Origin of the sequence: Pseudomonas sp., from assembly GCF_035277045.1 — a bacterium.
Classification (GTDB): domain Bacteria; phylum Pseudomonadota; class Gammaproteobacteria; order Pseudomonadales; family Pseudomonadaceae; genus Aquipseudomonas.
The window spans coordinates 1-22104 of sequence record NZ_DATELE010000032.1 but is presented as its reverse complement, the minus strand read 5'-3'; the positions used below and the strand labels follow the sequence as shown (position 1 = coordinate 22104).

Below are 22104 nucleotides of genomic sequence, written 5' to 3'. Positions count from 1 at the left end.
CAGGGTCTGCCGCTCCAGGGTGCGTAGCGGGGCCTCGTCCGGCACGCTGACCTGCGTCGTCTCCGGCAACAGCTCCGCCACGTCCTCCAGGCTGATTCGACCCTCCCAGGCCAACGCCACCAAGGTCCGCAGGCACGTACGCAGTTGCCGGACATTTCCCGGCCAGGGGTGCGCGAGCAGCCGCTCCATCACCCCAGGATCCAGCGCAATGGCCATGCCCGCGGCCTCCTCACGCAACAGCAGCTCGAGCAGGGGGCGCTTGTCCGCGCGCTCGCGCAGGGGCGGCAACTGCACGGTGTAGCCGCAGAGGCGATAGAACAGGTCTTCCCGGAAACGCCCTTGGGCAACGCAGTCGTGCAGGTTCTGATGGCTGGCGCTGATCAGGCGCACGTCCAGCGGGCGCGCCGTGACGCTGCCCAGCGGGACCACCTCGCGCTCCTCCAGCACACGCAGCAGACGGGTCTGCAAGGCCAGCGGCATGTCGCCGATCTCGTCGAGAAAGAGCACGCCACGATGGGCCTGCTCCAGCTTGCCGACCATGCCTTCCTTGCGGGCGCCGGTGAAGCTGCCGCCACGGTAGCCAAACAGTTCGCTCTCGATGAGGGTTTCAGGAATGGCCGCGCAGTTGATCGCCACGAAAGGCTGCCCCGCGCGCGAACTGGCGCGATGCAGTGCCGCGGCGAAGGCTTCCTTGCCGGTGCCGGTCTCGCCGTGCAGGAATACCGGCACGTCCCGCTCCAGCACCCGCGCCGCGCGGGCCAGGCCGCGCTGCAGCCGCGGGTCTTGCAGGCAGACCCGGGTGTCGACGAGCGCAGGTGCCGGCGCCGGAGCCTTGAACGTGGGGCCCACTGGCTGGCGCAGCTGCGCGTAGAACAGGCGCCCATCCGCCAGCCGCATCGGCCAGCAGATACCCGGCTGCGGGCTGGCCTGTCCAAGCACCTGTGGCAGTGGCGTCTCCAGCAGCACCCTCAAGGGTTTCCCTGCCAGTTGCGCACGCTCCAGGCCCAGCAGCTCGAGCGCCGCCTGGTTGACCGAGCAGATGCGCGCGTCGTCGTCGAAACTGATCAGACCTTCCCCCAGCAGTCCCACGAACCGGGGCTCGGGATGAAAGCGCAGCAGGTACCGATGCGGATCATGCCCAAGGAAAAAACAGTTCTCGATCAGCTTCGCCGACAAGTTGGTCAATGCCATGGCCTGGGAGCGCTGGTGCAGGCTATGCCCCGTGTCGGCGCAGGACAGGTTCAGCACCGCCAGCAATTCGCCGCCCGGCGCGAAGACCGGACTGGCGGAACAGCTCAGGCCGGCGTGCCGCCCCCGGAAATGCTCGTCACGGCGGATGGTCACGGGCTGGCGCTCGACCAGGCAGGTCCCCACACCATTGGTGCCTTCGCAGTCTTCACTCCACATGGCGCCAAGCCAGAGTCCCGCACGCTGGAACCCGGCCCGCTCGGCCTCCCTGAACACGCTGTCGATCACCACGCCTTGGGCGTCCGTCAGCAGGACGACATGTCCATCCCCACCCAGCTGCTGGTGCAGGCTGTTCATCTGCCAGCGCGCCACCTCGAGGATGTGTTCCAGCGGCGCCCGGTGGTCCTGCAAGCGCGGCTGCTCGAGCACGTTCGGCGCCCGGTGGCTGGCCGGATCCAGCCGGTGCTGGTCCAGGCAACGGCGCCAGGAGCGGGTAATGGCGGGGTCGGCAATCGGGCCGTGGGGGTCATGCGTGCCTTGCACAGCCTGTAGCACCTGCTGCGCATGGGCACTGATCAAGGCAGACGTCATCTTCTTATTCTCCGCTGCGGTCTCAAGCACAGTGCTGCCCGCAGCTTAGAACAACCTGCGGCGGCCGTGTCCCGTGACCGAGTGACACTTTGTCCTGCGGGTTATCGAAAGCGTGACATTCCCCAGGTCCTGTCCGCGCCCCGGATGCCATCTGCGCCCGGCGCAAGAGCTCTGCCACGGGGCTTCGGGGAAAATGGCCTGACCTTTGCTCAAGGCACTAGGGCACAAAAACAAAAAACAGGGAGACACCCCATGAATGTCGCGATCGACACACCGCTGCAGACCCCCACCGCCCAGCTCGCTGACTGGGTCCAGCGCCTTGACGAACACCTTGCCCAGCGAGACCTGGACGCCACGCTAGAGCTCTTCAGCGAGGAGTGCTACTGGCGTGACCTGCTGCTGTTCAGCTGGAACCTGGTCACCCTGGAAGGCAAACCAGGCATCCGTGACCTGCTTGAGAACCGCCTGGAGCAGACCGCCCCCACGCGCTGGACCGTGGAGGGCGAGGCAACGCTGGACAACGGCGTGCTCGAAGGCTGGATCAGCCTGGAAACCGAGTCGGCACGTGGCAAGGGCTACGTGCGCCTCAAGGACGGTTTGTGCTGGACGCTGCTGACCGCCATGCGCGAGCTCAAGGGTTTCGAGGAACCCAGCGGCCGGCGGCGGCCGATGGGCGCCAGTCATGGCCACGGCCACGCGGACAAGCGCAACTGGCTCGAGCGCCAGCGCGATGAGCAGGCGTCGCTCGGCATCACCACCCAGCCCTATTGCCTGATCGTTGGCGGAGGGCAGGGCGGCCTGGGCCTCGCGGCGCGGCTCAAGCGACTAGGCGTGCCCACCTTGATCGTCGACAAGGCCGAGCGCCCCGGCGACCAATGGCGCGGGCGCTACAAGTCGCTGTGCCTGCACGACCCGGTGTGGTACGACCACATGCCCTATCTGCCTTTCCCTGAGCACTGGCCGGTCTTCACCCCGAAGGATCAGATTGGCGACTGGCTGGAGATGTACAGCAAGGTCATGGAGCTTAACTACTGGACGCGCACCGAATGCGTGAGCGCCAGCTTCGACGAGCAGGACGGCACCTGGACGGTGGACGTGCAGCGCGACGGCCAGCGCCTGGTGCTGCGGCCCACGCAACTGGTGCTCGCCACCGGCATGTCCGGTGTGCCCAACGTGCCCGCCTATGCGGGGGCCGAGTCGTTCGGCGGCCAGCAGCACCACTCCAGCGGCCATCCCGGCGGCGATGCCTGGCGCGGCAAGCGCGCGGTGGTCATCGGCGCCAACAACTCGGCGCACGATATCTGCGCCGACCTGGTCGAGAACGGCGCCGAAGTGACCATGGTGCAGCGCTCTTCCACCCATATCGTGCGCTCGGACAGCCTGATGGACCTCGTGTTTGGGGGGCTCTATTCGGAAGATGCCGTCGCGAGCGGGCTTACCACCGACAAGGCCGACATGCTGTTCGCATCGATCCCGTACAAGGTCATGCCGAGCTTCCACCAGCCGCAGTTCGAGGCGATCAAGGCGCGGGACAAGGACTTCTATGACCGCCTGACCCAGGCCGGTTTCATGCTCGACTTCGGCGACGACGAGTCGGGGCTGTTCATGAAGTATGTCCGCCGTGGCTCGGGCTACTACATCGATGTCGGCGCCTCGGAGCTGATCGCCAACGGTACGATCAAGCTCAAGAGCGCGCCAGGCCTTGGCGTCGAGCGTATCGAGCCAGACGCCATCGTGCTCAATGATGGCAGCCGCCTGCCGGCGGACCTGATCGTCTATGCGACTGGCTATGGCTCGATGAATGGCTGGGCGGCGAAGCTGATTTCCCAGGAAGTCGCCGACAAGGTTGGCCGTTGCTGGGGGCTGGGGTCTGGCACGACCAAGGATCCAGGCCCGTATGAAGGCGAACTTCGCAACATGTGGAAACCCACGCAGCAGGACAACCTCTGGTTCCATGGCGGCAACCTGCATCAGTCGCGGCATTATTCGCTGTACCTGGCGCTGCAGCTGAAAGCGCGGTTCGAAGGCCTGGCGACATCCGTGTACCGTCTTGCGCCGAGTCACCACACCGGTTGAGCACGGAACCGCCCGGCCTTGGCCGGGCGGTCCGAGGGCTCGGCAGCCATGGATGGCGTCAAACGGGTAGCCTCATCGCCCTAACCATGGCAACATGCCACCGCGTTTTGGTCGACCCGCCTTCAGGCTGCAGGTCCCGGCGCCGCTGATTTTCGTTCTCCGACAAGGATCCGTTGGATGTCATCCGTTGCACATTGTCGTCTTCCTGACCTTCCCGATTCGCGGCTGGGTGTTCAGTCATGAACCCCTCGCGTCGCTGTGACTGCATCAAATCCATTTCCAGACACTGGCACGTACCGGTGTCTGCCTGCGCGCGCGGCCGGCCTCGAGGCCCGCGCGCAGGCCATGCGCTACAACCTGACCAGACCGCTGGCAACAGCGAAATAAATTCCAACAACACGGAGTGAAACAACCAGTGCGTAAGAAGTTCGTCGCCACCCTACTTGCGGTCGCCATCGCCTCCACTTCCGGCTGTGCACAGCTGGGTATCAACAAGGAGCAGGCCGGTACCCTGATCGGCAGCCTCGCGGGCGCTGCCATTGGCGCGACCATGGGCAAGGGGAGCGGCCAGGTCGCTGCCGCGCTCATCGCCGCCGGCATCGGCGGTTACCTGGGCAATCGCATCGGCCACATGCTGGACGAGCAGGACCAGCAAGCGCTGGCGCTGCGCACGCAGGAGGTGTTGAGCCAGCCGGCCACGGCTTCCACCCAGACCTGGAAATCGGGTCACTCGGGCGCCACCGCCAGCATCAGCCAGGGCCAGGAATACACCAAGACCCAGACCGTGGCCGTCAAGCGCGCACCGAAGATCCAGGCCGTGCCGTCGATGAAGCTGATCAACGAGGCCTATGTCACCAAGTCCAGCCTGAACGTGCGCGCGGCGCCCAACGTGAAGGCCGATAAAGTGGGCGGGCTGCCGAGCAGCACCGAGTTCACCGCTGTCGGCTCCACCGGCGACTGGATCCTGGTCGGCCGCAAGGGCGTGACCGTCGGCTATGTCCACAAGGACTACGTGCAGCCCAAGTCCCTGGCAGTGGCCAAGCGCGCCGCGCCGGCCGTGAACCTGGACGACATGGACGTGGCCGCGAGCAAGGAAACCCAGGCGTTCGACCTGGACTCGATCCAGTCCCTGCCGACCGAGCAGATCGCCGCCGAAACGGCCTGCCGCCCGGTCACCGTAAGCCTCAAGTCGGCCAGCGGCCAGACCGAGCAGGAGCAGAACACGTTCTGCAAGCAGACCAATGGCACCTGGGAACTGATTTGAGGTTGAGCATGAACAAGCGCGCACTTGCGCTGGCAGTGGTAGCAGCTTACGGCCTGGCGCCTCAGGCTTTCGCACACGAGCTGGCCTATTCGAAAAAAGACAACATCCGGGTCGAAGTGCCGGGTGATGCAGCGAACTGGTGCAGGCCAGAGGTCGAGCTGACCATCAGTCGGCCGGCCTGGGACAATCAGGAAATGCTCTCTGGCCTGGTAGCCAAGCTGCCCTTCGTGCTTGGCAAGGACTGCCCGGCAGCCAAGGTGAGCTGGAAGGCGCTGGACGCAGGTGGCAACCTGTATGCCAGCGGCTCGGGCACCGCGGCGAACCTTGGACTGGTCACGCTTGCGGCAGCTCCGGCTGCGGCCCCGGCCCCGGCCCCGCAAGCGGTTGCCCCGGCCCCGCAGCCGGCTCCGCAAGCCGCCCCGCAGCCAGCTCCGCAGGTGGTCGCTGAAGCGCCGGCGCCTGTACCTCAGCCTGCGCCTCAGGCGCCCGAGGTGAAAACGCCGGAACCGGCCGCGGTTGCTGCCGTCCAGCCGCCCTCGGCGCCTGCCGCCGCAGTTGCCGTGGCCCCGGTCCAGCAGCCAGCGGCCGAGCCGCCTGCGCCCGCTGCCGCCCCGACCCCGACACAGCCGGCATCCGCTCCGGTCGCCCCCGTGGCCGAGGCACCGGTACCCGCGGCGCCACCTGCCGCTGTAGCCGCCGCCCCCACGGCAGACCTCGGCCGTTCAGTGGTCGCCGCGCACCCGCAACTGATTCAGATCGTCGACGCCACGGGCTGCAAGTGGACGGTCAGCAAGTCGATCCTCGATCAGGGCGATACCAGCCTGGCCTTCGCTTCCAGCCCGGCCATGCCGTGCCCGGGATCGGGCTACGCCGAAGGCGCGTTCGACAAGCTGTCCTGGAAGATCCCCAACACCTATCGCGGTGACAACTGGAACCGTGTCTATGTCCACCCGAGCGGGTTGATGTTTGGCAAGAACACGGAAGACGCGGTGAAGGGCAAGGCGCTTTCCTACCTGACACCCAATGCCGACCAGGCGCTGTTCCTGCTGGGCGAGATTCCGGCCCGGCAGATGAAGGTCTACCTCGCGTTCCAGCGCGGCAATTATCGGGTGCTTGGGCCGTTCAACAGCGACCCGTACTACGTGGTCACCACCCCGGACGAGTCCTTTGCCCTGGATGCGGCCGAGTACAAGCACGCGGCGCTAGAAGTGTTCCAGCTGATCAAGAGCACCTCGCCGACCACCGTCGGCGTGGAAAACTTCCACGTCGGCAAGAGCCTCGAGGGCCTGTATGTCGATGCGGGCTGGGGCAACAACACGCAGAAGATCGTCCGCAATCGCCTGGGCGAGAACCGTGGTCAGCTCTACTTCGATGTGCGCGAGGGCTACAACTGGGCGCTCGAGCGCGAGCAGCAGCGGCTGCGCGAAGTGCGCCGCGCCCAGCAGCAGATGGCTGAACTGCATACCCGGGTGCTGGAGCGCTACGAGCAGATCAAGGCCGGCATGAAGGACCTCGAAGGCCGTGAGACCGAAGCGCTGGCGCAGATGGCTGGCATCAGCGTGCGTTTCGGCTCGCCACTGGCCCTGCAAAACCCCGACACGTCCAAGCGCGCCACCGCGATGATGGTCCACGTGACCGGCAAGAGCGGTGACTACTACGAGATCGACTTCCCGAGCAAAGGCCGTATCGTCGCCGAGCAGGATTTCGCCAACGAGTGGTATGTCGTCCAGGCCGCGAACATGACGCCGATGGCCCCGCTCGAGGATGGCCGCGCAGTGCCGACCTACCGCGTGTACTCGGCAGGTGAGCCCGAAGCGTGCAAGCAGGACCACTGTGCGGACCGGGTGTCCTTCGGCGCCGTGCTGGCTCGTGAGTTCCCAAGCGCAGGCATCGACTTCAGCTGGACCCCCGAGGTCTCCCAGCAACACGTGAATACCTGGAACAACGCTTCCGCTCAAATCCAGTAAGGCATCGCGATGATCAGAACCATGAACAAAAAGCACCTGTTGATCGCCTCCATCGCGGCAGCGGTCGTGGTGATCGGCGGTGCGTCCGCCCTGTTGTCCAGCTCCGGCGAGAAAGCCGCGCAGCGTTACTACGACGACTTCAAGGAGCGTTTCTTCCTGCAGGATGTGCTGTCGGAGGGCGATGTCTCCTATTCGATGTTCTCCGGCAACCTGACCGTGGAAGACCCGCAAATCCGCCTGGTTGCAGCCCAGACCAACGGCGCCGAGCAGTTCCTGCGCGGCCTGAACGGGCTGCTGGCTTCGGTGCGTGGTGACTCCGCCGAGGAAGGCCTGGCTGGCTGGGCCGAGTACCAGCTGCGCTCCACCACCGGGCGCAACGCTGGCGGCGTCTATCTCAAGGCGGATGCGTTGAAGGTCAGCCACTCCGGTGACAGCAGGGACGGGGAAATCCATATCCAGCTGCTGGGCATGGAGATGGCCGACCCTTATCTGTCCCACAAGGGCTCCGAAGTCGTCCTGGTGTCCGATGTCAGCGACGAAATCCAGCCTCGCGCCGAGATCGGCGCCTACGGCGAAGTCGTCAAGTCCTCGTACAGCTGGGGCAACAACATGGTCGAGCGCACGCCCGGCACCGGTGCGTTCCTGGTCGCGGCGACCGGCGAATTCGGCACTAAAGTGGACCTGGACTTCACCCTCAAGCGCTCCGATGACGGGGAGGGCAGCATGACCTTCGTCGTCACCCACCGCAACGACGGCAGCCAGGTTGGCCAGATCACCCGTGAGGCGGAGTTTGTCGCGCTGCCTGAGCTCGATGCTGTCCAGGACATGCTCAAGAACGCGCTCAGCGCGTTCATCGTGGGGGCCTACAGCACCGGCACCGGTGAAGCGGTGCTGGCCGATGCCGTCAGTGCGTTCGCGCGCAAGGCCAAGGTCGAGGAGTACTCGCTGACCTACAAGGGCTTCAGCCCGCTGAAGGACAGCCATGACGTGTTCAAAGGCGGTAACGAGAAAGCCAGGTTCGACGCCTATTGCCAGGAGGTCGGCCTGTCGACGTGGCAGAGCGACTTTGGCACCAAGGCCAGGAAGCATAGCGATTCGGAGTGCGCGATCGCCGAGAAGCTGGTGAGCGACGGCAAGTTCACCGAGACCTACAAGTTCCGCGAAGACAAGACGCTGTTCGCCTCGCTGTTCGTCAGCAAAAGCTTCGAGCTCGAAGCCAACTGACACATCCCCTGCAGCCCGGGTTTCCCGGGCTGTATCGCATGGTACCCGCCGCGCCAGGCAGAGATGGCGTCAGGACTGGGAAATAGTCAATTGATGGCGGCCTACGAAATTGTAACCCCGGCCAACGCGATACCTCGGGATCCCATCATTGAGACGGTCCTGGCCGGCCAGGGTTCAGCGAATGGAAACACTTGGTTAGGCTTGCGCATCGACGCACGTTCAGCGCTCCAAAAAAGTGCAAAAACTTCAGATTTTCCCTCTTCCTTGTAGTCCATTTCCGAAAGATACTTGTAACGCCTTCAAATCATTGCAGCGAGCTCGTCATGCTACTAGTCTCGCCCAGTCGTTGGTATTCAACGACCGGGCCTGCAAGCTCGCCGAAAATTGCGTTGAACGCGCCTTCAAAGTCTCCGGTATGTCCCACATTCTGGTGATTGCGATCTATGGTGGCTGCGTGTGGGAGGTCTTCGGACCTGCCGGTTTTGCCTTTTTCCCGGTCTTGCAGACCCGCACGTAGCCGCCACCCATCCCACTGCAAGGGAAGGGCAGGCGGTATGGCCCATAGATAAAAGGTGCAAGACCATGTTGAAAATAGTCCCAGACCCACCTCATTCCTTTCACAAAGTCCCCAACAACCTGGAAGATATTCTCGTCCAGGCCTCCCAGTACCTGGTCTGCGCCCTGACCACTGCCCAGCAGGCGATGGTGGTGCATCCGTCCCGGGCGGGCAGATATTGACGCTCTCCACGATGCACGAGATCGAAGCGGCTCATACGCTGGTCGAGACGGCGCTGGCTCAGGTGCAGAAGCGGCATTGATGCTGCTGATGAATGCATAAGTCGCAGAGGCGGGATGTATCTGCCTCTTTGAATAATGGTGTTCTGTTGATCTGGAGGGTGCCTGAGGCCCCATTGTGGCGTTTCGCCCATCCGGCGCTACCCGCGACGGGTAGCACTCCAGATCAACATTCGGTCGAGGAATGACAATGGGCAAGGACTTGGAAATCAACCGATTCGAGGGTATCAAGACGCCGGGCTTCGCTTCGTGCGGCGAGGGCGAGGGTTCGCCGTCGCGCTTGTTTCGCGTGATGACGGGGGTGCCGGTGGACTACGCGCTGGAACAGGCGAGTGTGTTGATGACCTGTGTGCACACGCTGACGTTCAAAGGTGTCATGGAGAAGAACGACACCCTGGTCTAGGCGGCGCATATGCTGTCGGGACTGGCGCGGGCGTTGGTCGATGATGTGGGGCAGGGCATCAGCCACAGCATTCAGGACCGCGCCAAAGCTCGGCAGCCCAATGGCGATGGAACCGCGTCTGGCGGCTCGATGCCTGGGGTGATTGAGGCTTGATCTGCATGGGGCTTGCGCTGTCTGGACTGGAGCAGCAACTGTCTGTGTACCCTGCCGGCATCGCATGATCTTGTGATCCTGCGCCCCGGCGAGGGCTTCGCCCTCGATCGCGACACGAGGCCTGCTCCCACAAGAGCTGGCGCGGCCAGCTCGGTTATTGATCCCTTGCTGGCGAAGCCAGGGCATATGTGGGAGCAACTGTCTTGCACCGAGGTGCTCACTGCCCCTGGCCCGGCACAGCCGGGCCCTGTGGGAGCGTGCCTTGTGTCGCGATCGAGGGCGCAGCCCTCGCCGGGGCGCAAGGGTTACCGGGTTGTGCGGTGGTGGCAGGAAGCACCGAATGCAGCCAGTTGGCCTTTCAGCGCCTATTCAATTCTGGGGCCGCTTCGCGCCCCATCGCGGCACGAGGCCGGCTCCCACAAAGTGCCTGGCTGCGCCGGCACCATGGAACCTTCCACAAGGTGCCTGGCTGCGCTGGCACCATGGAACCTTCCACAAGGTACCTGGCTGCGCGGGCACCATAGATTCTCCCAGAAGGAGACTTGGGTGCCCCGGCACCATCGAGCTTCAGCCTGATAAAATGATCTGCATATTAGCTTATGACTAAAATGAATTTAATTAATCGTATCTAGCTCGTTAGAGTCTGTCTCAAACCGATCCCATCGGTACAAGGGACAACCTGAGGAGCACCATGCACATTCGTTCGCGCTTTCTGATTCTCGCCGCCACCTTGCTGGCGGCCACTCACGTGTTTGCGGCAGACCGCCTGACCCTGCGCATAGGCGACCAGAAGGGCAACATGCGTGCCCAGCTGGAGGCCGCCGACGCCTTGCGCGACCTGCCCTATGACATCAACTGGTCCGAGTTCCCCGCCGCCGCGCCATTGGCCGAGGCGCTGAACGCGGGGGCAATCGATGCCGGCATCATTGGTGACGCTCCGCTGTTGTTCGTGCTGGCCTCCGGCGCGCCGGTCAAGGCGGTGGCGGTGGACAAGTCCGACCCCTACGGCACCGCGCTGCTGGTGCGCCCGGATGGGCCGCTGCACACAGCGGCCGATCTCAAAGGCAAGCGCATCGCCACCGGGCGCGGTTCGATTGGCCACCACCTGGCATTGAAGGCGCTCGACCAGGTCGGTCTGAGCGAGAAAGACGTGGAGTTCCGCTTCCTGGGACCGGTCGACGCGAAGATCGCCCTGGCCAACGGCTCGGTCGATGCCTGGTCGACGTGGGAGCCCTACACCGCGCTGTCCGAACTGAGCGGGCAGGGCCGGGTGCTGGTCAATGGCCGCGGCCTGTCCAGCGGCAACAGCTTCCTGGCAGCCACTGAAAAAGCCCTGGACGAACCGGCACGCCGGGCCGCGCTGGAGGATTACCTCAAGCGGCTGGCGGGCGCGCAGATCTGGGCCTACCAGCACCTGGACAGCTATTCGAGCACATTGGCCAAGATCATCGGTTTCCCTCAGGACGCCGCGCGCCTGCAGTTCGAGCGGCGCAAGCTGCAGTGGCAGGGCATTGATGCCAAGACCATCGCCGAGCAGCAGGAAACCGCCGATTTCTACCACGCCCACGGCTTGATGAAAGAGCGCTTGGACGTGGCCCCCACCTTCGCCACCGGCTTCAGCGTACCCAGCGCTGACGCAGTCGCAGCCCAACACTGACCGGAGAATGCCCATGCTTCATTTCAAACGCCTGCGACATCTGGCCGTCGGCCTGCTGATCGGTGGCCTGGTCCCGGGACTGGCCAGCGCCGAGCAGACCTTGCGCATCGGCTACCAGAAGTCGTCAACCCTGCTGACGTTGCTCAAGTCGCGCGGCACGCTGGAACAACGTCTGCAGGCCGAGGGGATCCGCGTCAGCTGGCATGAGTTTCCCAGCGGGCTGCCGCTGCTCGAGGCGCTCAACCTGGGCAACGTCGATCTTTCGGCGGACGTGGCCGACACGGTGCCGGTATTCACCCAGGCCGCTGGTGCGAAGCTGACCTACTTCGCACGTGAAACGCCATCGCCGACCGCCCAGGCGATCCTGGTGCCGGCGGACTCGCCGCTCAAGACCCTGGCCGACCTCAAGGGCAAGCGGGTGGCCGTGACCAAGGCCGCCGGCAGCCACTACCTGTTGATCCAGGCGCTGGCCAAGGCTGGCCTGAGCTTCAAGGACATCAGCCCCGCCTACCTGATTCCGGCCGATGGCCGCGCGGCCTTCGAGAATCGCAAGGTCGATGCCTGGGTCACCTGGGACCCGTACGTGGCCAGCGCCCAGCGCCAGCAGAGCGCGCGGATTCTCGCCGACGGCAGCGGCCTTGCCAGCTACCAGCGCTACTACCTGGCCGGCAGCGACTATGCCAAGGCGCATCCCGATGTGCTGCAGCAGGTCTACCTCGCGCTGCGTGAAATCGGCGAATGGACCAAGGCCAATCCCGCCGATGCCGCCGCTGTGCTTGGCCCGCTATGGGGCAACCTGGACAGCGCCACTGTGCAGCAGGCCAACGCGCGCCGCAGCTATGACGTACAGCCAGTGCGGGTCGATGACCTGGGCGAGCAGCAACGCATCGCCGATGCGTTCTTGCGTGAGGGCCTGCTGCCCAAGCCGGTGGATGCCCGTGCGGTGACGTTGTATGAGCCTGGAAGTGCTCAGTGAACGGGTGAGGACAGGTCGGCGGTCTTTCGGTCCATAGGCGAGCGCTGTTGTGCAGCCTGCTTCCAGAGGTACATCACAAGGCTCTGGCAGGGTCGGCCTCTTCGCTGGCAAGCCAGCTCCCACAGGCTACAGTGCTGTTCTCCAGGTACAGGCAACCTGTGGGAGCTGGCTTGTCCTGCGATCGGGCGCGAAGCGGCAGCAGACCCTGAGTCATGGTTGTATCAGGCTCATCGAGGGCGCAGGTTTTACGACGGCTTCGCCGCCGATCGCTGGACAAGCCAGCTCCCACAGGGGGTTGCCATGCACCATCGAGTTCCCACAGCGTTTCAGCCGTTCTGCTCTTGCCCGAGCCGCTTCAGCAGCGCCTCGGCCACCGCGTCGGACGACGCCGGGTTCTGCCCGGTGATCAGGTGCCCATCCTCGACCACGTAGCTTGCCCAGTCCCCGGCCTTGGAGTACTGGCCGCCCTTGGCCTTGAGCATGTCCTCGACCAGAAACGGCACCACCTTGGTCAGGCCCACAGCGTCTTCCTCGGAGTTGGTGAACCCGGTCACTCTCTTGCCCTTCACCACGGGGTGGCCATCGGGCGCAGTGACGTTCTTCAGCACGCCCGGGGCATGGCACACCGCTGCGATCGGCTTGTTGGAGGCGTAGAAGGCTTCGAGCAGCGTGATCGAATCCTTGTCCTCGGCAAGGTCCCACAGCGGGCCATGGCCGCCGGGGTAGAACACCGCGTCGAAGTCATACGGGTCGACCTCGCCCAGCGGCACGGTAGTGGCCAGCGCCTTTTGCGCCGTGGTATCGCCGCGAAACCGGCGGGTCGCGTCAGTCTGGGCGTCTGCCTCGTCGCTTTTCGGGTCCAGCGGCGGCTGACCGCCTTTGGGCGAGGCAAGGGTGACCTGCGCCTTGGCGTCGATGAACACGTAGTAGGGCGCGGCGAACTCTTCCAGCCAGAATCCCGTCTTCTTGCCGGTGTCGCCCAACTGATCGTGGGATGTCAGGACCATTAGAATCTTCATGTGAGCCAATCCTCCAGAAGTGAATGGGCAGCGCGCCAATCGCCTGCGTTATTGTGGGAAACCCTGTGGCCGCAGACGTTCAGTCGCGGTTCCAACACCTCAGCGCAGGTACGCAGCATCCTGATCCCGCACCTGGGACAGCGGCCTCGCCACCGCCTCCAGCGACTTGCGCTCGGCCGCCACGCCCCACACCGACTGGACCACCGCCGCGGCAATCATCAATGCCGCGCCGATCAGGTAGCCATACAGCACGTTCGTGCGTTCGCCGGTTTCGATCAGCGCGCCGAACAGCGTCGGGCCGATCAGCCCGCCAAGGCCGGTGCCAAAGGCGTAGAACACGGCGATGGCCAGGGCACGGATCTCCAGCGGGAAGGTTTCGGCCACGGTGAGGTAGGCGGAACTGGCCGCCGCCGAGGCGAAGAAGAAGATCACCATCCAGGCGATGGTCTGCTGGGTCACGTCAATGAGCTCCTGCTGGAACAGATACCCGCTGAGGGTCAGCAGTATCCCCGAGGCCAGGTAGGTGCTGCTGATCATGATGCGCCGGCCGACCACGTCGAACAGCCGGCCGAGCAGCAGCGGCCCGCAGAAGTTGCCGAGGGCGAAAGGCAGCACGTACCAGCCCACTTGCGCCGAGGGCACATCGTAGAAGTCGGTCAGCACCAGCGCGTAGGTGAAGAAGATCGCGTTGTAGAAGAACGCCTGGGCGGTCAGCAAGGTCAGCCCGACCATCGCGCGGCGGCGGTGCTCGACGAACAGGCTGCTAAACACCTCGCGCAAGGGCGTGTGGTCACGTGCCCGCAGGCGCAGCGGTGGCTCCTGGACGGGGGGCACCGCGATGCCGCGCTCGTGGTAATGGCGTTCGATGCTGGCGACGATGCGCTCGGCTTCTTCGGGCTGATTGTGGATCATCAGCCAGCGTGGGCTCTCGGGAATCCACAAACGCATCAGCATGATCACCAGCCCGAGCACGGCGCCGATGCCAAAGCACAGCCGCCAGCCCAGTTCGCCGCCAGCCACCGCGGGATCGAGCAACACCACCGCGCCCACGGCGCCCAGTGCCGCGCCAAGCCAGAATGTGCCGTTGATGGTCAGGTCGACCCAGCCGCGGTAGCGTGCCGGGGTAAATTCCTGAATGGTGGAATTGATCGCGGTGTACTCACCGCCAATGCCCGCGCCCGTGAGAAAGCGGAACACCAGAAAGCTCCACAGGTTCCAGGAGAATGCCGTGGCCGCGGTGGCACCGATGTACAGGAACAGCGTGATGAAGAACAGCTTGCGCCGCCCGAGGCGGTCGGTCAGCCAGCCGAAGAACAGCGCGCCGAGCACCGCCCCGGCAATGTAGGTGGCGCCCGCCAGGCCGATCTCGGTGTTGCTCATCGCCAGGGCAGGGCTGTCCTTGAGGGCCCCGGAGACAGAGCCCGCAAGGGTCACCTCAAGGCCGTCGAGCAGCCAGGTGATGCCCAGCGCGAAGACCAGCAGCGTATGAAAACGCGTCCAGGGCAGTCGATCGAGACGGGCGGGGATGTCGGTGCTGTAGTAGCGTTCGTCCGCTGATGCGCCGGCGGGCTTGCGTAGGGCTTGGGTCGTCATGGCAACTCCTGTTCGCTGACGGGTTCGGATAGGCGATGGAGCGGTCCAGTGCGCAGGGAGTTCAAAAATCGCACTTCTGCCCCGTTTGAGCGGTCAGTTGCCCTGACAAGACAGCCAGGCAAGGAAGTGGGAATGAAAGGATCATGGACGAGCCTGTGGGCTGCCGTTGCCCTGGCGACGCCGTTGGCGTCGCAGGCGCTGGAATTTCACGGCTATGGACGCACCGGGTTTGGCGAGGCCTTGGGCGGCAAGGGGCGCCAGGCCTGTTTCCAGCTGGCAGGCGCACCGGCCAAGTACCGGCTGGGCAACGAGTGCGAGAGCTACTGGGAGCTTGAGCTCAACCAGGATGTGTACCACGGGGAGGACGGCACGGTGGTCAGCCTCAATGGCATGGCCAGCCTGGTCGAGCAGTACAACCACTTTCCCGACTTTGGCGGTGACACCGGCTCGATCCGCATGCCGCAGGTCTGGGCCGGGGTGAAGTCGCCCGCGCTCAATGACGCCACCCTCTGGGCGGGCCGGCGCTATTACAAACGCCATGACATCCACATCAACGACTTCTACTACTGGAACCCCAGCGGCACCGGGGCGGGCATCGACAACTACAAGCTCGGCCAGTATCTGGTCAGCTATGCCTTCACCCGCGAAGACACCATCGAGCAGAAGCACAAGGCCAGCCGGCATGACTTCAACCTCGGCGGCATTCGTCCCAATCCTGGCGGCGACCTGGAACTGGGGGTGAGCGTTATCGACAGGCCCGGTCATGTGGAGAACGCCCACGGCGGCTGGTCGATCAGCGCCGAGCACGACCAGGATGGTTTCCTCGGTGGCGAGAACCGTCTGGTGGTGCAATACGGTGAGGGCCCTGGCGTCGGGTTGGGCCAGACCGGCGACCTGACCGCCGGACGCGACACGCGCAGCTGGCGGGTGCTGGAGTCGCCCATGTGGCAGGTCACCCCCGAGTTCGGTGGCGCCTTGCTGGCGCTGGTGCAGAAGACCAAGGCACCGGACGACCAGGGCTACACCTGGTATTCCTTCGGTGTGCGCCCCAGCTATGCCTTCAGCGAGCATTTCAAGCTGGTGATGGAGTTCGGCCATGACGAAATCGATCCAGACCGCGGCGGTACCCGCAAGCTGGACAAGATCACCATCGCCCCGACCTTGACCGTGGGCAAGGCCTTCATGGCCCGGCCCGAGATCCGCCTGTACGTGACCTACGCCCGCTGGAACCGCACGGCGCAGGAGGCGGCGGACGCCGGTACGGCCCTGGCCTCGGATGGGCCCTATGGATCACAGTTGCATGGCACCAACGCCGGCATCCAGCTGGAGACCTGGTGGTAAGGCCTGCGGGAACGGTGTCGTTGCTGAGGGATGCCTGGCATTGGCCTGTCTATAATTCCCGGTTCCCTCCGTGTACGTTCCGCGCGTTTGCGGCCAAGGTGTGTCCCGGCGGAGACTTCCCCTCAATCCGGGCAAAACGCCCGATCTGCTCAGGAGTTCATTCATGTCAAACCCAACCCCACTCGCCGGCAAGGTTGCCTTGGTCCAGGGCGGCTCCCGCGGCATTGGCGCGGCCATCGTCAAGCGTCTGGTGGCCGATGGCGCCAGCGTTGCCTTCACCTATGTCAGCTCGGCGAGCAAGGCCGAAGCGCTGCAGGACGAGATCCTCGCAGGCGGCGGCAAGGCCGTGGCCATCAAGGCGGACAGCAGCGACGCCCAGGCCGTGCAAGGCGCGGTCGCGAAGGCGGCGCAGGTGTTCGGCCGTATCGACATCCTGATCAACAATGCTGGCGTGCTGGCCCTCGGCTCGGTGGAAGACCTGCCCCTGGAAGACTTCGACCGCACCCTGGCGATCAACGTGCGCAGTGTGTTCGTCGCCAGCCAGGCAGTGTTGCCGCACATGGGCGCGGGCGGTCGCATCATCAATATCAGCAGTACCAACGCCGATCGCATGCCGTTTGCCGGCGGCGCGACCTACGCCATGAGCAAGTCGGCGCTGACCGGCCTGGTCAAGGGCATGGCCCGCGACCTCGGCCCGCGCAAGATCACTGTCAACAATGTCCAGCCAGGCCCCGTGGACACCGACATGAATCCGGCCGACGGCGAAATGGCCCCGGGCATGCTGGGCCTGATGGCGCTGGACCGCTACGGCACCGCCGAGGAAATCGCCGACTTCGTCGCCTTCCTCGCAAGCCCGCAGGCCGGCTACATCACCGGTGCGAACCTGACGATCGATGGGGGCTTTGGCGCCTGAGCCGGGCCGAGGAGGCGGGCTGTCCGCCGACTCAGCCCGCTGATGCGAACAACGGCGCGCACGCCCGGGCGATTTCACGGACGTGGTGAGCGTCGGTGCCGCAGCAGCCGCCAAAGATGTTCAGCTGGTCATGGTGGCGCTTGAGCCCGGCGTATTGCGCGGCGAGGGCCTTGGGATCACCGCTGTCCAGCTCCGTGGCTTCATCGAGTTCGGCGTGGCTCTTGCTTGATGCGTTTGCGCGGATGCCGCGGACCCGTTTGAGCCACGGTCCGGCATCGTCGCTCAGCACGGCCTCGAAGTGCGAGGGATGGGCGCAGTTGATCATGTAGTACTGCGGGTAACCGTCCGTTTGCTGGTCCACCTGTTCGATCGCTTCGCGCAATGAGGGTCCCTCGGGCAGCTTGCCGTCGGTTTCGACCGTGAAGGACAGCGCCAGCGGCATGTTCGCATCGCGGGCGGCGAGGGCGATGCCGGTGCCTTCATCGATGTAGTTGAGGGTCATGGCGCACAGCATGTCGGCCTCGGTGTCCGCGAATGTCTGGACCTGCGCGCTGTGGTAGTGACGGGCCCCTTGCGCGCTCATCTTGTTGCCCAGTCGATACGCGTCCTCGCGCGGGCCCAGGCAGCCACTGATGACCAGCGGCGTCACCTCGGGCTCGTAGGCGGCGCGAATGCCTTCGAGCAAGGCGACCGACTGCCGGTTGGCATTTTCCAGCATGCGCGGCGTATAGCCTAGCCGTTGTCCCCAGTCCGCGCTGGCGCGCCAGGTCGGGGCCTCGAGGATCAGCCCGGTCTTGAACGCCTTGGCGATGTCGGCATAGGCGCTGTAGCACTTGCGCAGCAGGGCCTTGCCCTCCACGTCGTGCATCAGGTGAAATGCCGCGAAGTGCGGCAGCTCGACGCCTTCGTGGAAAACCAGCGTCGTCTCGATGCCGCCGTCGGTGAGAAACAGGTTCCCGCCGAGCTGGGGCAGGGCATTGCGGTATCTAGCCATGGGAAGCCTCCTGAAGACGCGAGTTGCCACGCCGGTCATGAGATGACTTGCGACTGCCGTTGAAATTATGGCCAAAACCTCAGGCCTCGGATGATGAGCAGACGAACGCGTGTCGCCAGTTGGCCGCCGTGACGGCCCTGACTGGGCGCAGCGGCGCAGGCGTTGCGGGCTCAGCGTGTCACGGGCGTCTGGATGCGCTGGGTCTCTTCTTCCAGGTAGACGAGCAAGGCGTTTATCTCGGTGTCGCCCAGGCGCATGTTGGGCATGGGCAGGCGGTTGTATTGCTCGTAGAGCAGCAGGGCCAGGGGATCTTTTTCGGCCAGCATCTTGTCTGGCGCCTTGAGCCAGTTGACCAGCCACTTCGCCTCGCGTTGCCGGGTAACCCCCAGCAGGTCCGGACCGATGCCATGCGGCGCGCCCAGTGCGCCATCGCCCAGCGAATGGCAGGACGAGCAGCGCGTCCTGTAGATCTGCTCGCCGGTGCTCGGCGGGCGTACCTGCGGCGCATGGGCGTAGTCGTTGGCGAGGTTGCTGGCGTTCTTCCAGTTATGCAGGCTGTTGCCCAGCCTGTCCGCCAGGATGTACGGGCTCTCGAACGGCGAGGCTTTCATCCAGCGCCCGGTCTTCTGGTTGCCGATGATCAGGCTGAGGTTGTGGTCCTTGGACCGGCCGTTCTCCAGCCCCTCGATGAACAGGCCAAGGCGCCGGCGCAACTGCTCGATGTCGCCTGGCTCGCCGGTGAGCAGGGTCCAGCCGGGGCCGAGGCCGAACTTCTCGGCGTAGCGCTTGAGGGTCGCCGGCGTATCGTTGTACGGGTCGATGCTGATGGAGTAGAGGAAGATATCCTTGCCCACCCGGTCGCCGAGAATCTTCTGTACCTGGCGCAGGCGCGCGGTCTCCACCGGACAGGAGTCGGAACATCCGGTGAAGATGAAGTTGACCGCCACCACCTTGTCCTTGATCAGGTCATCGAAAAAACGCACCGGCTGGCCATCCTGGGTCACCAGCGGGGTATTGGGGAAGTAGTCCTGTCCCCAGGGCGTGGCGGCTTCCACGTCCTGAGGCGCGTGCGGGTGCCAGAACAGCAGGCAGGTCATGAGCAGCCACAGCAGGTGAAACCCTCGAGTACGACGAAACATGCTCATGACCGTGCTCCCTTCTTCAGCGGACTGTGACCGGCACCGTGAGGCTCTGGCCCAGCGCGGAGCGCACCGTGACCGTTGGCGGGGTGGCGGGTGGGCTGCCGGTGGTGGTGACCGACAGCCGCCAGCGCGCGCCCGTGGTGGCCGGGCTCAAGGTCGCCGCACCCAGGTCCAGCGGGCCGCTGCTGGTCGATGCCGTCACCCGGATGCTGTTGCCCGTGGCCTGCGAGGTGGTGCCGGACAGGTCCCAGGTGTAGCGGTTGTTGCTGCGCGCCTGCACCGTGGCACTGCTGACCACCAGCTCGTCGGCAGCCGCTGCGGGCGAGACGGCGATGCTGACCGTCGCCGGCGCCGCCGAGACCGCGCCCAGCGCGTCGCGGGCCTCATAGGTGAACGTGGCGGTGAAGGGCGTTGCCACCGTGGAGGGCGGCGTGTAGATCACCTGCGTCCCGGTGGTGCTGACCGTGCCTTGCCCGGAGTCCGGCTGGGCGAGGCCTGCGACCGTCAGCGGCAGGTTGCGGTCGGGATCGCTGTCGTTGGCCAGCACGTTGAGGGTCACCGGCGTGCCTGCGACGGTCGCGGCGCTGTCCGGCATGGCCACGGGAGGCTTGTTGCCGCTCTGGTCATCGTCATGGCCATCGCCATTGCCGGTACTGCTGGTACGTACAGCAGGCAGGGCCGCGGAGCTGACGTATTCGACACCGTCCCAGCCCGGCAGCGGGGTTGGCATCACCTGGAATTGCCCAGGGTGCTCCAGGTCCCAGCGCAGCAGCATGGAGGAGTCTTCGTGCTGGGTGTTGTGGCAGTGTTCCATGTAGGTGCCGGCGAACTCGCGGAAACGGATGGCCATTTCCACTTCGGTCGAGGAGTCGGTCTCCGGTCCGATGCGGTAGACGTCCTTGCGCGCCCACTTTTCCCACTCTGGCGGCGCCTTGCCATCGCGCGAGAGGATCACGCCCTCTTCGAAGTGGACATGCACCGGGTGGCTCCAGCCATTTCCGCCGTTCTTGATCTTCCACACTTCCAGCGTGCCGTCGCCGCTGAAGCCGCCGTCGGTGGCTTCGCTGGCCAGTTGCGGCGCGGCGCTGACTCGGCGCGGGTCCATGCTGTAGCCAAAGCCGCCGTCGGACTTGATCGTCCAGGGCGCCGTGTCGGTGCCATCGGAGCGGCCGAAGGTGAATTCACGATGCCGGGCCGCCTTGACCTTGGCCTTGTCACCCACGCTGTCGCGGTCGAGCGGCAGGGGGATCATCTTCAGGCCTGCGGGCTTGCCTGGCTTTGCCGGCTCGTAGGCCACCGGGTCCATGCTCAGGTCCTGGCCGCTGTAGGGTTGCACCACCAGTTGCAGGAACTTGCCCACGACCGGATCCCCCTTGTCCCACTCCGGCCCCTTGCTGGTGTCCTTGATCACCGCCTTATATTTTTCCGACAGCACATCGCCCAGCGCGATGACCTTGTTCGGTCCCTTGCCGGTGTTGTGCTCCAGCAGGTTGACGAAATACAGCTTGTCGCCGGGACTGATCCCGTTCCTGGCGAAGTTGATGATGATGTCGTAGCGTTCGGCGATGGACTGCGTGGGCAGGATGCCATTGCTGTCCTGGCGGTCGCCGTCGCCGTTGAGGTCCATGCTGCCGTCGAAGGGCACGGCATGCTCCATGATGTTGCCGTCGTTGGCGATCATGTGGAACGGCACGCGGGCGTACGACACGCCAGACCCTGACGGCCCCTTGAACTCGCCCGCGTTGCCTGCGACCTCGCGCACCACGGCCAGCTTGAAGTAACGCGACACCGACCCATTGAGCACACGGAAGCGATAGCTGCGCGCGCGCACCTTGAGGCGCGGCTCGTACTGCCAGTTGACCAGCATCTGGTCGCCCAGGAAGCCATCGGTGTTGAACGGGTTGAACCACAGCTGCCCGTTCGCATCCCAGGCCTTGTCGGCGATCACCAGGTTCACGTCGTAGTCGCGATTGCCCCACGGCATGGCCGAGCCGCTGGGAAACCGCAGGTTGACGCCGTCCTGCAGCGCTTCATTGCCGCGGTCCAGGGCGCTGTAGTAGTTCATCATCACCGCGTTGCCCTTGTAGACGTTCTGCGCGGTGAAATCGAGCATATGGTCGTGGAACCAGTGGGTGCTCATGGTTTCACGCCAGTCGCCGCGGATTTTGATGCTGCCGTTCTCGCACGTCTTCAGGCCCGGCGAGGCGTCATTGACGAACAGCGTTTCGCCCGGCGAGCAGGGGAAGGCCGCCCGTGGGTCTTCGGCTTTGGTGTTGATGGTGTCGTAGCCTGCCAGTTGCACCGGCCAGCGGTAGTCGTAGTACTGACCGGGGAAGAAATAGGCATTGGCGAAGCCATCGCTTTCCGCTGGCGAGTGGCCGTTGTGCTCATGCGTGGAGATGGTGTGCAGGCCGAAGCCGCCGTTGGCCGACGGGTCGATCGGCAGGGCGTTGTAGTGCCGCATCAGCAACGGCTGGCCGTAGCGCACCATCAGCAGCTTGACCGGGAAGGTGCCGTCGAAGGTCCACAGCGCCTTGTGGTTCTGCAACGGCATCTTGGGGTGGAAGCGCGTGTCGATGCCGCGGGTGGTCCCCAGCGTGGTGGGAATGTCAGAGGTCTGGTAGTACAGGCCGCCTGGGCCGAACTCGCCTTTGGCATAGCCGTGCAGCTGCTTGCGGTCGCGCAGGCCCTGGTTGATCCGCGCCCCGGCCTGGGCGGTCTTGAACGCGGCCTGGGGATAGAACTCGTTCCAGCGCTGGTGCGACCAGCCCTTTCCTGGCGGACGGCCTTCGGCCGGCGAGCCTACCG

General features: G+C 64.9%; 15 protein-coding genes. 9 read left to right on the top strand and 6 right to left on the bottom strand.

Translation table 11 applies throughout. The features are described from left to right. Window positions 1-1779 (bottom strand): sigma-54-dependent Fis family transcriptional regulator (locus VJS90_RS01445; protein ID WP_324118347.1); only part of this gene is annotated, 1779 nt, incomplete at its 3' end. A gap of 252 nt (window positions 1780-2031) precedes the next feature. Here VJS90_RS01445 and VJS90_RS01440 point away from each other — a divergent pair. The 7 genes from VJS90_RS01440 (at window position 2032) to VJS90_RS01410 (ending at window position 12294) form a co-directional block, all read left to right on the top strand. Continuing rightward, entirely contained in the window at window positions 2032-3855 is a 1824-nt protein-coding gene (locus VJS90_RS01440; protein ID WP_324118345.1) for an NAD(P)/FAD-dependent oxidoreductase, read from the top strand. A 415-nt stretch (window positions 3856-4270) separates the two neighbouring features. Further along, window positions 4271-5119 (top strand): SH3 domain-containing protein, encoded by an 849-nt coding sequence (locus tag VJS90_RS01435; protein ID WP_324118343.1) that lies wholly within the window; start codon window positions 4271-4273, stop codon window positions 5117-5119. 8 nt (window positions 5120-5127) lie between these two features. Further along, a complete protein-coding gene (locus tag VJS90_RS01430; RefSeq protein WP_324118341.1) occupies window positions 5128-7086 on the top strand; it encodes a hypothetical protein in 1959 nt (652 codons plus the stop codon). A 9-nt stretch (window positions 7087-7095) separates the two neighbouring features. Further along, complete coding sequence (locus VJS90_RS01425) at window positions 7096-8310, top strand: hypothetical protein (protein ID WP_324118339.1); 1215 nt, start codon at window positions 7096-7098, stop codon at window positions 8308-8310. 985 nt (window positions 8311-9295) lie between these two features. Next, on the top strand, window positions 9296-9508 hold the full coding sequence (locus VJS90_RS01420; RefSeq protein ID WP_324118337.1) for a DUF3077 domain-containing protein: 213 nt from the start codon (window positions 9296-9298) through the stop codon (window positions 9506-9508). Between the two features lie 844 nt (window positions 9509-10352). Further along, window positions 10353-11318: an ABC transporter substrate-binding protein gene (locus VJS90_RS01415; protein ID WP_324118334.1), complete on the top strand. Its 966-nt coding sequence runs from the start codon at window positions 10353-10355 to the stop codon at window positions 11316-11318. Window positions 11319-11331: 13 nt separating this feature from the next. Continuing rightward, complete coding sequence (locus tag VJS90_RS01410) at window positions 11332-12294, top strand: aliphatic sulfonate ABC transporter substrate-binding protein (protein ID WP_324118331.1); 963 nt, start codon at window positions 11332-11334, stop codon at window positions 12292-12294. Window positions 12295-12620: 326 nt separating this feature from the next. Here VJS90_RS01410 and VJS90_RS01405 read toward each other — a convergent pair whose 3' ends face one another. After that, on the bottom strand, window positions 12621-13313 hold the full coding sequence (locus VJS90_RS01405; protein ID WP_324118329.1) for a type 1 glutamine amidotransferase domain-containing protein: 693 nt from the start codon (window positions 13311-13313) through the stop codon (window positions 12621-12623). A 99-nt stretch (window positions 13314-13412) separates the two neighbouring features. Continuing rightward, on the bottom strand, window positions 13413-14906 hold the full coding sequence (locus VJS90_RS01400) for an MFS transporter (protein WP_324118326.1): 1494 nt from the start codon (window positions 14904-14906) through the stop codon (window positions 13413-13415). Between the two features lie 132 nt (window positions 14907-15038). Between VJS90_RS01400 and VJS90_RS01395 the strand changes: the two genes are divergently transcribed. Both VJS90_RS01395 and VJS90_RS01390 read left to right on the top strand, forming a co-directional pair. Next, the gene (locus VJS90_RS01395; RefSeq protein WP_324118324.1) at window positions 15039-16247 is read left to right on the top strand and encodes a carbohydrate porin; all 1209 of its coding nucleotides are present in this window, start codon (window positions 15039-15041) and stop codon (window positions 16245-16247) included. Between the two features lie 163 nt (window positions 16248-16410). Next, window positions 16411-17160, top strand: coding sequence for a 3-oxoacyl-ACP reductase family protein (locus VJS90_RS01390; RefSeq protein WP_324118322.1), 750 nt, complete (start codon window positions 16411-16413; stop codon window positions 17158-17160). Between the two features lie 31 nt (window positions 17161-17191). Here VJS90_RS01390 and VJS90_RS01385 read toward each other — a convergent pair whose 3' ends face one another. The 3 genes from VJS90_RS01385 to VJS90_RS01375 form a co-directional block, all read right to left on the bottom strand. Further along, window positions 17192-18154: a homocysteine S-methyltransferase family protein gene (locus tag VJS90_RS01385; RefSeq protein WP_324118320.1), complete on the bottom strand. Its 963-nt coding sequence runs from the start codon at window positions 18152-18154 to the stop codon at window positions 17192-17194. Window positions 18155-18324: 170 nt separating this feature from the next. Next, window positions 18325-19251, bottom strand: a complete 927-nt coding sequence (locus VJS90_RS01380) for an SCO family protein (protein WP_324118349.1) — start codon at window positions 19249-19251, stop codon at window positions 18325-18327. Between the two features lie 64 nt (window positions 19252-19315). Further along, a partial coding sequence (locus VJS90_RS01375; protein ID WP_324118317.1) for an Ig-like domain-containing protein occupies window positions 19316-22104 on the bottom strand: 2789 nt, incomplete at its 5' end.

Coding starts and splice junctions, on each gene's coding strand:
- VJS90_RS01440 (WP_324118345.1), top strand. CDS start 2,032: ATGAATGTCGCGATCGACACACCGCTGCAGACCCCCACCGCCCAGCTC.
- VJS90_RS01430 (WP_324118341.1), top strand. CDS start 5,128: ATGAACAAGCGCGCACTTGCGCTGGCAGTGGTAGCAGCTTACGGCCTG.
- VJS90_RS01425 (WP_324118339.1), top strand. CDS start 7,096: ATGATCAGAACCATGAACAAAAAGCACCTGTTGATCGCCTCCATCGCG.
- VJS90_RS01420 (WP_324118337.1), top strand. CDS start 9,296: ATGGGCAAGGACTTGGAAATCAACCGATTCGAGGGTATCAAGACGCCG.
- VJS90_RS01415 (WP_324118334.1), top strand. CDS start 10,353: ATGCACATTCGTTCGCGCTTTCTGATTCTCGCCGCCACCTTGCTGGCG.
- VJS90_RS01410 (WP_324118331.1), top strand. CDS start 11,332: ATGCTTCATTTCAAACGCCTGCGACATCTGGCCGTCGGCCTGCTGATC.
- VJS90_RS01405 (WP_324118329.1), bottom strand. CDS start 13,313: ATGAAGATTCTAATGGTCCTGACATCCCACGATCAGTTGGGCGACACC.
- VJS90_RS01400 (WP_324118326.1), bottom strand. CDS start 14,906: ATGACGACCCAAGCCCTACGCAAGCCCGCCGGCGCATCAGCGGACGAA.
- VJS90_RS01395 (WP_324118324.1), top strand. CDS start 15,039: ATGAAAGGATCATGGACGAGCCTGTGGGCTGCCGTTGCCCTGGCGACG.
- VJS90_RS01390 (WP_324118322.1), top strand. CDS start 16,411: ATGTCAAACCCAACCCCACTCGCCGGCAAGGTTGCCTTGGTCCAGGGC.
- VJS90_RS01385 (WP_324118320.1), bottom strand. CDS start 18,154: ATGGCTAGATACCGCAATGCCCTGCCCCAGCTCGGCGGGAACCTGTTT.
- VJS90_RS01380 (WP_324118349.1), bottom strand. CDS start 19,251: ATGACCTGCCTGCTGTTCTGGCACCCGCACGCGCCTCAGGACGTGGAA.